Source organism: Stenotrophomonas genospecies 5, from assembly GCF_054473825.1.
Window position 1 is genome coordinate 2,317,953 of sequence record NZ_JBTMUW010000001.1, and the last position, 12,974, is coordinate 2,330,926.

The window sequence follows — 12,974 nt, forward strand, 5'->3', positions numbered from 1 at the left end:
CGCGTCGTGCGCCACGCGCACTCAAGCCGGCCCGCTGCCGGCGTCCTACCGTGTCTGGAGTCACCACCATGAATACCCGCATTCCCCCCGGCCCGGGCGCCCTGCCCATGCCGTCGCGCCGCCTGTTCGTTCAGGGTCTCGCCGCTGGCGGCGTGGTTGCCGGCATCGCCTCGGTCGGCGTGCCGCAGCGAGCGCTCGCTGCGGCCAGTGCCGCCCCGCGCCTGGCCGGCGCACCCGCCGTGCTGACCGATACCCGCCTGGAACTGGCCATCGGCGAATCGCTGGCCAACTTCACTGGTCGCACCCGGCCGGCGATCACCGTCAACGGCTCACTGCCGGCACCGATCCTGCGCTGGCGCGAGGGCCAGACCGTGGATCTGTTCGTACGCAATACGCTGGACCGCCACCCGACCTCGATCCACTGGCACGGCATCCTGCTGCCGGCCAACATGGACGGCGTCCCGGGCCTGAGCTTCAACGGCATCGGTCCCGGCGAGACCTACCACTACCACTTCCAGCTCAAGCAGTCGGGCACGTACTGGTATCACAGCCATTCGATGTTCCAGGAGCAGGCCGGCCTGTATGGCGCACTGATCATCGACCCGGCCGAGCCGGCCCCGTACCGGCACGACCGCGAGCACGTGATCATGCTGTCGGACTGGACCGACATGGACCCGGGTGCACTGTTCCGGCGCATGAAGAAGCTCGCCGAGCACGACAACTACTACAAGCGCACCCTGCCCGACTTCGTGCGCGATGTGCGCCGCGATGGCTGGTCTGCGGCGCTGTCCGACCGCGGCATGTGGGGACGGATGCGGATGACACCCACCGACATCTCCGACATCAACGCGCATACGTACACCTACCTGATGAACGGCACCGCGCCGGCCGGCAACTGGACCGGGCTGTTCCGCACTGGCGAGAAGGTGCTGCTGCGCTTCATCAACGGCGCCTCGATGACCTACTTCGACGTGCGCATTCCCGGCCTGAAGATGACCGTGGTCGCTGCCGATGGCCAGTACATCCATCCGGTCAGCATCGATGAGTTCCGCATCGCCCCCGCCGAGACCTACGACGTGCTGGTCGAACCCAGCGGGCAGGATGCGTTCACCATCTTCTGCCAGGACATGGGCCGCACCGGCTACGCGGCCGGCACCCTGGCCGTGCGCCACGGCCTGCAGGCGCCGGTTCCCGCCCGCGACCCACGCCCGCTGCTGACGATGAGCGATATGGGTCACGACATGGGCGGCGGTCACGGCGGTCATGACATGGCCGCGATGAAAGGCATGGAAGGCGGCTGCGGCGCCAGCATGGGGCACGGCGCGCATGGCGGCGCGACGACCACCGGCAAGGCTCCGCAGCACCCGGCCAGCGAACGCAACAATCCGCTGGTGGACATGCAGAGCTCGGCCACCGATCCCAAGCTGGACGATCCAGGCATCGGCCTGCGCGACAACGGCCGCCAGGTGCTGACCTACGGCGCGATGCGCAGCCTGTTCGACGATCCCGATGGCCGCGAGCCCAGCCGTGAGATCGAGCTGCACCTGACCGGCCACATGGAGAAGTTCTCCTGGTCGTTCGACGGCATTCCATTCGCCAGCGCCGAGCCACTGCGGCTGAACTACGGCGAGCGCATGCGCATCGTGCTGGTCAACGACACGATGATGCAGCATCCGATCCACCTGCATGGCGTCTGGAGCGATGTGGAGGACGCGCAGGGCAACTTCCAGCTGCGCAAGCACACGGTGGACATGCCGCCGGGCACCCGCCGCAGCTACCGCGTTCGCGCCGACGCGCTCGGCCGCTGGGCCTATCACTGCCACCTGCTCTACCACATGGAAGCGGGGATGATGCGCGAAGTGAGGATCGAAGAATGAGACGCTCCCTTTCCTCCCCCAGCCTGCTGGCAATGGCCCTGACCGTCGCACTGCCTGCTTTCGCACAGTCGCACGCGGGCCATGACATGCCCACGCCCGCACCGGCACCGGCGCCGAAGACCAAGCAGCCCACTGCCGAAGACGCGGTTGATCACTCGAAGATGGATCATTCGACGATGGATCACTCGCAGATGGATCACGCGGCGATGGGTCACGGCACGTCCGCGCCGACCGAGCCGCGCGAGCCGATTCCAGTGCCCACCGACGCCGATCGTGCCGCCGCGTTCCCGCCCATCGCCCATGGCGCGATGGAGCATGCGCCGGAGATCAACAGCCTGCTGCTGATCGACCGCCTGGAGCATTGGGACGGCAAAAACAGCAACGGCCAAGCCTGGGAGGCCACCGGCTGGATCGGCGGCAACATCAACCGCCTGTGGCTGCGCACCGATGGCGAGCGCAGTGAGGGCCGCACCGAATCCTCGGCGGTGGAAGCACTGTACGGGCGCAGCGTGTCGCCCTGGTGGGATGTACTGGTGGGTGTCCGCCAGGACTTCCGCCCCGCCGATTCCCGAACCTGGGCGGCCATCGGCATCCAGGGCCTGGCGCCGTACAAGTTCGAGAGTTCGGCCACGCTCTATGCCGGCTCCGGCGGACAGCTGCTGGCCAAGGCCGAAGTGGAGTACGACGTGCTGCTGACCAACCGGCTGATCCTGCAGCCGCTGGTGGAGGCCACCGTGGCCAGCAAGGACGAACCGGAGTACGGCATCGGGCGCGGCCTGAACAAGGTCGAGGCCGGACTGCGCCTGCGCTACGAGTTCAGCCGCCGCTTCGCGCCTTACATCGGTATCACCCATGAGCGCAGTTTCGGCGATACCGCCGACTATGCCGGCGACCACGCGCGCGACACGCGCTGGGTAGCGGGCGTGCGCATGTGGTTCTAGTCGGCACAATGCGTGCAGCAGCCGGCCTCGGTTCAGACCGGGGCCGGCTACACTGCGGCACGTTCTTTCGCAGCTTGCATCATGGCCTTGCAGATCCGCCGCGCCACCTTCGCCGACGCTGAAGCGCTCTCAGCGATCGCCATCGCCACCTACACCGAAACCTGGGGCGACTCCTATCCGCCGCAGGATCTGCATGCGTTCCTGCACGCGCACTACAGCACGCAGCCGCAGCGCATCGAGCTGTCCGATCCACGCAGCGCGGTCTGGCTGCTGCTCGATGGCGATACGGTGGTTGGCTATCTGGCCGCAGGAGCCAACACCCTGCCGCATGTCGACGCCCGCGACGGCGACATCGAACTCAAGCGCCTGTATGTGCTGGCGGCGTACCAGAACGGCGGCCACGGGGCGCGCCTGATGGAGGCGTTCCTGCATTGGCTGGATACGCCGCAGCGCCGCACCCTGTGGGTCGGCGTCTGGGAGGAGAACCTCGGCGCACAGCGCTTCTACGCGCGCTACGGTTGCAGCAAGGCCGGCGAATACGACTTCATCGTCGGCGACAGCCGCGATCGCGAGTTCATCCTGCGCCGGGCCTGACGCCCCCGGGATCGCCGCTGCCCCGTGGGCCTGTCAGAAATCGAACAGGTCGGACAGGAAGCTTTCCTTCTTCTTTTTCTTGTAGCCGTAACCGTGCTGGCCACGGTTTTCGTCGTGACGCTGGCCAAGGTGGCGGGTATCGCGGTGCATCACCGGCGGTGGCACTGCCGCCGGTTGTGCCTGTGCTGGCGGCGGTGGCGGCACCGCCGCACCGGCATTGGCGCGCTCGATGATCTTGTCCAGTTCGCCACGATCCAGCCACACGCCGCGGCAATTCGGGCAGTAGTCGATCTCGATGCCATGGCGCTCGGCCATCTGCAGGGTCTGGGTCTTGCACACGGGGCACAGCATCGGCATTGCTCCTGTCAGGTCTGCTCTGGACTCTACCTGCTCTGCGATGACTGTCCGGCAACGCATGACCGATGGCAGGGGGACTTCCGGCGCGTGCCCTGCATCGCGCCGCCTCGCACACTGTGGCCTGGTCCCGCATGGAATGCGCTGATGAGTGCCCTGTCCCGCCTGCCGACTGCCGCCCGGATCCTGCTGGTCCTGCTGGGAACGGGCCTGGGGCTGAACGTACGTGACATCGCGGCGGCGCTGGGGCGGCCCATCCCCGGCCTGCCGATCCCCTATGGCGGCAGCCTGCTCGACAACGCCCTGGCGGTGCTGGTGGCCGTGCTGCTGGCCCTGCTGCTGCGTCCGCGCCACATGGGGTTGGCCGAAAGCCTCGGCCTGCGCGGCAACGGGATGCGCGGACCGCTATGGGTGCTGCTGGCCAGCCTGCCCTGCTGGGTGGGTCTGGCCGTGCTCGGCCGACCCAACACGGCGCTGACCGCCCTCGATGCGACGATGCTGGCCGTTCTGTTCCCGCTGGCCGAAGAGATTCTGTTCCGCGGCCTGGGCTTCATTCTGCTGGTGAAGATCGTGCGCGGCCCGTGGCCCTTGCTCGCACTCCCGCAGGCCCTGTTGTTCGGCATGGTGCACTGGCTTGGATTCGGCGGTTTCGATGGCGGCGGGGTGGCGCTGTTCGTCGGTACGGTGATCGCCTTGGGCGGCTTCGTCTTCGCCTGGCTGGACCGCCTGGATGGCAACACCCTGTGGTGCGGCCTGGTGCTGCATGTGTCGATGAACCTGGCCTGGAACGTGTTCAGCCTGGACGACGCCGTGGCGCTGGGTTGGCAGGCCACCAGCCTGCGCATCGGCACGGCTCTGCTGGCGGTCGCGGTCCTGGCCTGGGACATGCGCCGGCGCCGCCGCCTGTAACATCCACGTGGCTTGCCGTGCACGCCGGGATCACTACCGGATTGCGCATACTTGCGCGCCTTTTCACCGTCGCTGTCCGGAGTTGTCGCGTCATGTTGCTGTCCAAGCGCCACGTTGAACCGCGCGTCCTGCTGATCGAGGACGCGGAGGAGACCCGCGAACTGAGCCGCATGGCGCTGGAAAGCCAAGCCTGCCACGTGGTGGGGGTGAGCTCTGCAGAAGCAGCGCTTGGACTGCTGGCCGCCGGTGAGCGCTTCGACCTGCTGTTCACCGATGTCAATCTGGGCCCGATCAGCGGTATTGAAGCCGCCAACCGGGTCCGCGGCCTGCATCCCCAGCTGCCGATCCTGGTGACATCGGGCATGGACCAGCACGCCGTCCTGCCGCAGCTGCGCGACGGCATCCATTTCCTGCCCAAGCCGTACAACATGAGCGAGCTGCTCGATGCGATCCGCCTGTGCTTCCGCCACGCGGATGTGGGCGTATTGACCGGGCCGGATGCACAGGCGGCGTGAAGCGTCCATCCACGTCCTGTGTGGATGACATCCGCCATCAACCGCTGCTGTACGGCCCGGTGCCCGGAAACACCCTCAGCAGCGCGCGCGTGATCACGTCCGGGTAGACCGTGAAGTGGTCCTCGTCATCGATCACCATGTTCTCCACCTTCAACGAACGCCCGCTGCTGCGCAGCTGCTCGGCGAACTCGGCGTTGTCGCGCAGCATGTCGTTGCGGGTGAAGTAACGCGGCTCGGGCTTGACCGTTTCAAAGCTGCCTACCGACAGCACCACCGTGGTCGGCTGCGTCGGCGCCTTGGCCTCCGCCTGCATGCGCGGCACGCGATGATCATCGAACCACAGCGACGGACTGGACAGGATGTAGCTACGGAACATGTCCGGGCGCGTGGTCAGCACATAGGCACCGAACAGGCCACCATAGGAATGGCCTGCATAGGCGCGCCGCGCCGGATCGGTGCGGTAGCGCGCATCGATCATCGGCAGCACCTGCTCGGCAAGAAAGTCGCGATAGTGCGCGGCACCGCCGTAGCTGACGTCATCACTGTAGTCCCGCGGATCGGTACGTGCCGGGTCGCTGGGCGTGTAGTCGCGCGAGCGGCTCTGCCTGGAGGTCAGCCCCTCCTGCGGCGGCAGCCCCACCAGGATGAAGTCTTCGATGTTGACGCCCCGCTGCCCCACCATGTGTCGCACGCTGCGTACCAGCGGGAAGCTGTACAGCGCGTCGGTCACGTACAGCACCGGATAGCGCTTTTCCGGATGTGCGGCGTAGTCGGCCGGCAACGCCACCCACACCGGGTAATCGCGGCCGAACGGATCGTGCACGCGCAGCGCCTCGGTATCCGGCAGCACCACACCCGGCGCGACGGTAGACGCGCTTTGCTTTGCCTCACTCTGCGCCGCCGGTGGCGCCACCGACATCACACAGCCACTTACGGCCAGACAGGCCGCCACACTCCATCCACGCACACGCTGCATCCACACGCTCCCGTTACGGGCGGCGCACCGGACGGCGCCGCTGCCGCATCCTTGCATGCGGTGCACGCCGGTGCCAGTGCGGTCAGGGCGAAGCCGGCGGCGCGGGGAACAGCGTGCGCAGCGCCTGCAATGCGGCCGGGTGATAGATCGTGGAGTGGGTTTCTTCCGGCAGCGGCAGGTACTTCACCAGGGGCGACGGCGACGGCTGTTGCAGCAGCGTGGCCAACTGCGCCGCGGAACTGGCCAGTTCCGGCTGCCCGCTGCTGGCCAGGAATACGCGTGGCTTTGCCTGCGTCACCGCCGGCAGCTGCGTGGCTGCGCCGGCCAGCAAGGTGCCACGGTTCCACCACAGGCTGGGATCGAGCGCGATGTAGCTGTTGAACAGGGTCGGTTCCTGCAGCAGTGTTTCAACCACAAACAGGCCGGCCAACGATTCGCCGATCAACGCACGCTCGTCGGTGGTCGGGTAGCGCTGGCGCACCTGCGGCATCAGTTCATCGCGCAGGAAGGCGCGGTAGGCCGCCGAACCGCCGATGCGCGGCGCGATCTTCTGGTCCTGCGGGTCCTTGCTGGGGCCGGTCATGTCGCGGCGGCGCTCGGTGTTCTCGATGCCGACCAGCAGGAACGGGCGCATGCTGCCGTTACCGGTCAGCACCTGCACCAGCCCCGCCACATGCAGGAAGTCCTCGCCGATGCCGCCGTCGGGCATGTAGAGCACCGGCAGCGGTGCCTTCGGATCCAGGCCCCACGGCTGCGGGCGGTAGACATTGATGCGGCGGGTCTCGCCCAGCGCCTTCGATTGCACGGTGAAGGTCTCGCCGATGACGAGCGGCGCGGCCGGCGTTGTCTGCGCGGACGGCGCGGGTTCGGCGGCCATCAGTGGCGCGGGGGAGACGGCGGACAACAACAGCGACAGCACGATGGGGCGCATGGGGGAACCCGTCCTGGGAAAGAGGCCGAGCATAGCGCGAGGTCGCTGTAGATCCACGCCAAGCGTGGATGGATCACTGTAGAGCCGAGCCCACGCTCGGCTTGGCCCTGACGCGAACTGCAGCCGAGCATGGCTCGGCTCTACAACACCTCGCTCTGGCGCGGACGCCAACATCTCGGTCGTCGCAAATGCACCGATTTTCGAGGGTACGACTCGCAGGCCTTGCCACCGCTGCAGGCGAAAGTCACGCCCATTTTCCACGCGACACATCACGGCACGGTCGCCGCCACCCGCTGTTCTCGACAACTTCCAACGCGATAAACCGGGCGTAAGCATCAACACGTCGCGTGCTGTCGCTTGCCGCATCAGATGCACCTGCGCCACCATCGTCGCGCGCCTTGGTTCCACATTTCTCTTCGGAGAATCCTCATTGAAATCCAAGCGCGTGCGTAATCACCATGCAGCGCCACCGACAACAAGTGGCACCGGGCCTGCAAGCCCGTGATTACTTTCAAGCATGTTGTTTGCGCTCCCCCGTCGGCATCATCACTGGATGGTGCCGGCGGGTGATCCATCGGCCTTCATGGCGGGCGGTGCGTGGGGGTCTCTGGACCCGCCGGTCAATTGCTTGATGTCATCCCGGCTTGCAGCCACGCATCGCCCGCCACCCGCTCTGCGCGGTGGCACGTCCACGCAAGAGCCGAGGAAGCCGAGATGACCGAACGTCCGCACTATGCTTCACACGCCGCCAGCATCGATGATGACGACGACAACCCATCGCCCGAACTGAGCACCTTCCTGGGCTGCCTGAAACGCATCCGCGCGGGTGAAGGTGCCGATGGTCTGCCCTGGCCTGAGGCCGACGTTTCCCCGGGGCGTGGGGTTGCCCTGTCGCGGGTGGAGCGGGCGGCCATCGGCATGCTCACCGTGGCGGAAATGCTGCACGCCGCCGACCGCTGCCGGGAAATGGCCACGCCGGACCGGCATCTGGACGCCGGGGTAGTGGAAGGGCTGTTCTTCGCCTGCCGCAGTTTGGCCGAGCTGGTGTGCCGGGATGTGCGGGCCGAGTAGCCCGCTGCCGCAAAGCGGTCCATACTCGGGCCGGACCGGTCCATCGTCATGTTCAAACCTACAAGGAGGTACGCATGTTGAATGCAATGATCGTCGTCGCACTGGCCGCAGGCCCAACCGCATCCGCTCCGTATGGCGACTGCCTGCTCGCTAACCTCCAGCCCGGGCTGTCCGACCGTGCGGTGCAACTGGTGCAGCAGGCCTGCGCCGCGAAGCATCCCGACAGCTTCGCTGCATCAGCTGAACTGGAGCGCAGATACAGCATCCAACGGCTGGCGCAGTTCGATGCGGATCGTGCCACGGCGGAGCGGGCCGCGAACGCCGCCGCCCGCGCTGCGAATGTGGCTGCCACCGTGGCGGCGGAACGCGAGGCAGCAGAGGCCAAGGCTGCGACGGCGAAGTAGTCTCCACAGGAGGTGGGGAACGCACCCATTGATCGCTGTCCAAGGAAAGGAATTCCCATGCAGATGACGTCGCTTGCTTTCGGCATCGCGCTGTTGACGAGTGTGTTTGTCGGCCCGGCACTGGTCGGTGCAGACGCCGCACCCGTGAAGGCGCGCACCACCGTGGAATCGCGGACGACCTGGCCAGCAGGCTCCGTCGAGGCCGCGTCCATTCTGGCGTGGGTCAAGGCACGGTCTCCCGGATACGCGCCCGTCACCTCTGGGGGAGAGATTTCGATTGTCCGCAGGCAGATTGAGCCGCAACCGCTGACTCGAACATCCAGCGGCTCAACTGTGGAGCTGCCCGCCTCAGGGCGGCAGGGCGAGGCGATCACGATCACGAGTCGCCAGGCAGATGGCTCCATCGAAACTTGGGCCCATACAGGGATCGATAGCGGGTGGATGCTGGTTGAGTATCACTTCAAGCGCGGCTTCAGCCCCGAGAGCATCAAGTAATCGAGCTACGCTCCTGGGCTGCTGCTGGACCAAACGCGCCTCGCGCAAGCCGGCACCGCTTTTCAACTTGGCTCTGGCGCAACCGGCCTCTGGCAGCGGCGGCAATCTGGACGGAACGGCCCACGCGTCTGGCCGGCCACTGGCCGTGATCTGGGAGCAATGAAACTGGGTACTGGTCTGGCCGCAGCTGGCGTTGGGCCGGCGTAATGGTTGTTGCCACCATCACCTGCGTTCTGTGGACACGCGCGAGGCGAGTTCGGGAAACCAAAATGTAGGAATTTCCCTATAGCACGGAAATCGGAGAGCTGAAAGACTCTGAACCGCTCGTAGATGTCGAGCTAGCCAAGACCTAGAGGAGTGATTATGAAGACCCATAACATCCTGTTCGGTTTCATTGCTGTCACGATCGGTGCGATGTCTACAATTGGTGTGGTGCCTGAAGCGAAGGCCGCCGGCTTTCAAACAACCTGCAGCCCTCTCGGGGGTGGCTGGTACCAATGTACGGAAAAGTACTGCAACAACGATGGCTGCGTGGTTGTGAATACTTGGAGCCAGTTCTTCCAAGGCGATCAAGTGATCTTCGAGTAACGTTCCCCACATGAACATCGGCGCAAAGGCTCAGGTCTTTGCGCCTTACCCCAATTGGCAATTGCGATCGCTCGATTTGAAAGCAGAGATAGTCGATCAGGCGGCCGCAGCCAAGCACCGCGCGGAGCGGTGGATATTTTGCGGAGCGCGGGGGAAGGGCTGAAACCCTTGGTGCACATGGTGGGCCGTGTAGGATTCGAACCTACGACCAAAAGATTAAAAGTCTTCTGCTCTACCGACTGAGCTAACGGCCCGGTGCACTGCCCCAGCCGCGTGGCGGGGGTGGGCATTCTACCCCACTTTGCCACGCGACGCGAAACCCCATACCCGCAGCCCGGGCAATCAAGCGCCCGGGCAGCCGGCTTGAACCGGCTTAAACCTTCCGCCCGCACCGCGCATCCCATCCCTGATCCCCACTGGAGAGCCTGGATGCGCCGCTGCCTGCCCCTGATCGCCGCACTGCTGTTGCCCGGCGCCGCGCTGGCAGCGCCGTCCCCGGTGCGTAGCGACGACATCGCCCGCTTCTGGGCCACCTACGATGCCGTGCGCACCGAACCCGATGCCGAGCGCCGGGTGGCGCTGGTCCAGCAGCGCTATATCGATCCGGGTAGCCCTGGCCTGCACGCGCTGATGCACGTGCGCAACTACACCGCCCGCGAATACGCCGAGGCCATGAACGCGTGGCCGCGCTTCTGGACCTCAGTACGACCACTCACGACCAACGCGCAGCGGGCCAGTGCCTCGCTGGAGCGTGATCTGGCCGCCTTCCGCACGCTCTACCCCGCCCTGCGCCCGGCCACGATCACCTATGCGGTGGGCGTGCTGCGTACCGGCGGCACCACGCTGGGCGACCAGGTGCTGATCGGTGCGGAGATGGCACTGGGCGACGAGCGCGTGGATGTCAGCGAACTGCCGGAGCCGATGCGCAGCCGCCTGCGCATCTTCTATGACAGCCGCCCCGGCGCGAACAACGCGCAGAACAACCTGCATGAGTATGTGCACACCCAGCAACGCGAGACCACCGGCAATCTGGCGCAGTACGCGGTACGCGAGGGTGTGGCCGAGTACATCGCCGAGCGCATCAGCGGCAGGCGCCCTGCCCTGCCGCTCTATGACTACGGCCCGCTGCACGAGGCGGAGATACGTACCCGGTTCATCGCCGAGATGGACGGCGATGACCTGGACAACTGGCTGTACAACAGTGCCCGCAATCCGTTCGGCGTGAGCGACATCGGCTACTACGCCGGCTATCGCATCGCGCAGGAGTACATGCGCCGGCAGGCCGATGAGAAGGCGGGGATCGCGCGGATGATCGAGCTGGACTACGCCGATCCCAAGGCGGTGCGGGCCTTCATCGAAGCTTCGGGTTGGTTGCAGCAGCGGTAGCGCCGGGCCATGCCCGGCGCACAGTGCCAACCAAGGTTGGCACCCACCAGTGTCAGACCTGCCCGGCGCACAGTGCCAACCAAGGTTGGCACCCAACAGTGTCAGACCTGCACGGCGCACAGTGCCAACCAAGGTTGGCACCCACCAGCGTCAGGCCTGCCCGGCGCAAAGTGCCAACCAAGGTTGGCACCCACCAGAGTCAGGCCTGCCCGGCGCAAAGTGCCAACGAAGGTTGGCACCCACCAGAGTCAGACCTGCCCAGCGCTCAGTGCCAACCAAGGTTGGCACCCACCATTGGGGCATCAGCCCCCATCACCTCAGGCGTACAGCGTCGGGTCGGCCACGCCGGCGTCGGCGAAGCCCTGTGCACGCAGGCGGCAGGCATCGCAGTGGCCGCACGCGGCACCGTTGGCATCGGCGTTGTAGCAGGACACGGTCAGGCCGAAGTCCACGCCCAGGCGCACACCCTCGCTGACGATCTGGCCCTTGCTCAGGAACTGCAGCGGCGCGTGCACCTTGATGCCTGCACCTTCCACGCCGGACTTCGTCGCCAGGTTGGCCAGGGTCTGGAAGGCGGCGATGAACTCGGGGCGGCAGTCCGGGTAGCCGGAGTAATCCACGGCATTGACGCCACAGAAGATGTCGTTGGCGCCCAGCACTTCGGCCCAGCCCAGGGCCAGCGACAGCATGATGGTGTTGCGTGCGGGCACGTAGGTGACCGGAATGCCGGCACCGCCGGCCTCGGGTACGTCGATGTCATCGGTCAGTGCCGAGCCGCCGATGCTGCGCAGGTCCACATCCACGGTCTTGTGCGCGACCACGCCCTGGGCCTTGGCCACGCGTGCGGCGGCGTCCAGTTCGGAGGTGTGGCGCTGGCCATAGCGTACGCTCAGGGCATGCACGGCAAAGCCCTGTTCCTGGGCCATGGCGATGACGGCGGCTGAATCCATGCCGCCGGAGAGAAGCACGACTGCCTTCTTCATGGAAAATCTTCCGGTTGGGGGAGGAAAGCCAGCACGCTGTCCCGCGCCGGAGTTGCATCAGGAAACAAGGGTGGCCTCAGCGGCCCGGCTCATCGTTCCACAGAATCTTGTGCAGCTGCATCTGGAAGCGTACCGGAAGCCGGTCTTCAACAATCCAGTCGGCCAGCTGGCGCGCGGTGATCTCCCCCTTGCTGGGCGAGAAGAACACCGTGCAACGCTTCACCAGCTCGTGCTCGGCCAGCAGGGCCTTGGCCCAGTCGTAGTCCTCGCGGCTGCAGATGACGAACTTGATCTGGTCGCGTGCGGTCAGCAGCGGCAGGTTCTCCCAGCGGTTGCGCGCCACCTCGGCCGAACCCGGGGTCTTGATGTCGACCACGCGTGATACGCGCGGGTCCACCGCGCTGACGTCCAGCGCACCGGACGTTTCCAGCGAGACGTCCAGGCCGGCGTCACACAGCTTCTGCAGCAGCACCAGGCAGCGCTTCTGCGCCAGCGGCTCGCCGCCGGTCACGCAGACGTGGCGCACGCCCTGGGCCAGCACTTCGGCCACGATGTCGTCGATATCCCACCAGGTGCCGCCGTGGAAGGCGTACGCGGTGTCGCAGTACTGGCAGCGCAGCGGGCAGCCGGTCAGGCGCACGAACACGGTCGGCCAGCCGGCGGTATCGGCTTCGCCCTGCAGCGACGTGAAGATCTCGGTGATCTTCAGGCGCGGCAGGGGCGACTGCACGATGTCGCTGGGGGTGGCGACGGCGTTGGACGGGGTAACGGCGGTCATGGCGGGAACTTCTTTGTGGGACACGTGGCGGGTGGGCTACCGTGGCCGGTAACGAAAGCAGCAGAGCATGGCTCGGCTCTACAACAGCAACCGGACGGGCATGGCCCAGCCGGTGATGCGAGCCGCCGGGCATGGCCCGGCGCTACCGGATCCGGGCGGGTTGGCCGATCCG

General features: G+C 66.3%; 15 protein-coding genes and 1 tRNA gene. 10 read left to right on the forward strand and 6 right to left on the reverse strand.

What is annotated here, in order from left to right:
• Positions 1-68: 68 nt before the first annotated feature.
• From ACX9OW_RS10720 to ACX9OW_RS10730, 3 genes are all read left to right on the forward strand, one after another.
• Positions 69-1,877, forward strand: a complete 1,809-nt coding sequence (locus tag ACX9OW_RS10720; RefSeq protein WP_459062252.1) for a copper resistance system multicopper oxidase — start codon at positions 69-71, stop codon at positions 1,875-1,877.
• Complete coding sequence (locus ACX9OW_RS10725) at positions 1,874-2,818, forward strand: copper resistance protein B (RefSeq protein ID WP_459062253.1); 945 nt, start codon at positions 1,874-1,876, stop codon at positions 2,816-2,818. The genes ACX9OW_RS10720 and ACX9OW_RS10725 overlap by 4 nt, the downstream gene beginning before the upstream one ends.
• A gap of 81 nt (positions 2,819-2,899) precedes the next feature.
• Complete coding sequence (locus ACX9OW_RS10730) at positions 2,900-3,412, forward strand: GNAT family N-acetyltransferase (protein WP_065174771.1); 513 nt, start codon at positions 2,900-2,902, stop codon at positions 3,410-3,412.
• 33 nt (positions 3,413-3,445) lie between these two features.
• On the opposite strand, the gene ACX9OW_RS10735 is transcribed toward ACX9OW_RS10730, so the two are convergent.
• The gene (locus ACX9OW_RS10735) at positions 3,446-3,763 is read right to left on the reverse strand and encodes a TFIIB-type zinc ribbon-containing protein (RefSeq protein ID WP_053520162.1); all 318 of its coding nucleotides are present in this window, start codon (positions 3,761-3,763) and stop codon (positions 3,446-3,448) included.
• 150 nt (positions 3,764-3,913) lie between these two features.
• On the opposite strand from ACX9OW_RS10735, the gene ACX9OW_RS10740 reads away from it, so the two are divergent.
• A complete protein-coding gene (locus ACX9OW_RS10740) occupies positions 3,914-4,675 on the forward strand; it encodes a CPBP family glutamic-type intramembrane protease (protein ID WP_459062254.1) in 762 nt (253 codons plus the stop codon).
• 92 nt (positions 4,676-4,767) lie between these two features.
• Positions 4,768-5,190 (forward strand): response regulator, encoded by a 423-nt coding sequence (locus ACX9OW_RS10745; protein ID WP_065174769.1) that lies wholly within the window; start codon positions 4,768-4,770, stop codon positions 5,188-5,190.
• Positions 5,191-5,227: 37 nt separating this feature from the next.
• Here ACX9OW_RS10745 and ACX9OW_RS10750 read toward each other — a convergent pair whose 3' ends face one another.
• Positions 5,228-6,166, reverse strand: a complete 939-nt coding sequence (locus ACX9OW_RS10750) for an alpha/beta hydrolase (RefSeq protein ID WP_180875528.1) — start codon at positions 6,164-6,166, stop codon at positions 5,228-5,230.
• An 82-nt stretch (positions 6,167-6,248) separates the two neighbouring features.
• Positions 6,249-7,097, reverse strand: coding sequence for an alpha/beta hydrolase (locus tag ACX9OW_RS10755; protein ID WP_180875527.1), 849 nt, complete (start codon positions 7,095-7,097; stop codon positions 6,249-6,251).
• A 714-nt stretch (positions 7,098-7,811) separates the two neighbouring features.
• Between ACX9OW_RS10755 and ACX9OW_RS10760 the strand changes: the two genes are divergently transcribed.
• From ACX9OW_RS10760 to ACX9OW_RS10775, 4 genes are all read left to right on the forward strand, one after another.
• On the forward strand, positions 7,812-8,168 hold the full coding sequence (locus ACX9OW_RS10760) for a hypothetical protein (RefSeq protein ID WP_180875526.1): 357 nt from the start codon (positions 7,812-7,814) through the stop codon (positions 8,166-8,168).
• A gap of 74 nt (positions 8,169-8,242) precedes the next feature.
• Positions 8,243-8,572: a hypothetical protein gene (locus ACX9OW_RS10765; RefSeq protein ID WP_111186739.1), complete on the forward strand. Its 330-nt coding sequence runs from the start codon at positions 8,243-8,245 to the stop codon at positions 8,570-8,572.
• A gap of 57 nt (positions 8,573-8,629) precedes the next feature.
• Entirely contained in the window at positions 8,630-9,067 is a 438-nt protein-coding gene (locus ACX9OW_RS10770; protein ID WP_459062255.1) for a hypothetical protein, read from the forward strand.
• Between the two features lie 363 nt (positions 9,068-9,430).
• A complete protein-coding gene (locus ACX9OW_RS10775; RefSeq protein ID WP_128990225.1) occupies positions 9,431-9,655 on the forward strand; it encodes a hypothetical protein in 225 nt (74 codons plus the stop codon).
• 178 nt (positions 9,656-9,833) lie between these two features.
• On the opposite strand, the gene ACX9OW_RS10780 is transcribed toward ACX9OW_RS10775, so the two are convergent.
• Positions 9,834-9,909: transfer RNA gene (locus tag ACX9OW_RS10780), tRNA-Lys, on the reverse strand.
• Positions 9,910-10,084: 175 nt separating this feature from the next.
• Here ACX9OW_RS10780 and ACX9OW_RS10785 point away from each other — a divergent pair.
• The gene (locus tag ACX9OW_RS10785) at positions 10,085-11,041 is read left to right on the forward strand and encodes a DUF2268 domain-containing putative Zn-dependent protease (protein WP_459062256.1); all 957 of its coding nucleotides are present in this window, start codon (positions 10,085-10,087) and stop codon (positions 11,039-11,041) included.
• Positions 11,042-11,358: 317 nt separating this feature from the next.
• Here ACX9OW_RS10785 and queC read toward each other — a convergent pair whose 3' ends face one another.
• Together queC and queE are read right to left on the reverse strand one after the other, a co-directional pair.
• Positions 11,359-12,024 (reverse strand): 7-cyano-7-deazaguanine synthase QueC, encoded by a 666-nt coding sequence (gene queC, locus ACX9OW_RS10790; RefSeq protein WP_053520243.1) that lies wholly within the window; start codon positions 12,022-12,024, stop codon positions 11,359-11,361.
• A gap of 76 nt (positions 12,025-12,100) precedes the next feature.
• Complete coding sequence (queE, locus tag ACX9OW_RS10795) at positions 12,101-12,802, reverse strand: 7-carboxy-7-deazaguanine synthase QueE (protein ID WP_053520244.1); 702 nt, start codon at positions 12,800-12,802, stop codon at positions 12,101-12,103.
• Positions 12,803-12,974: the final 172 nt, after the last annotated feature.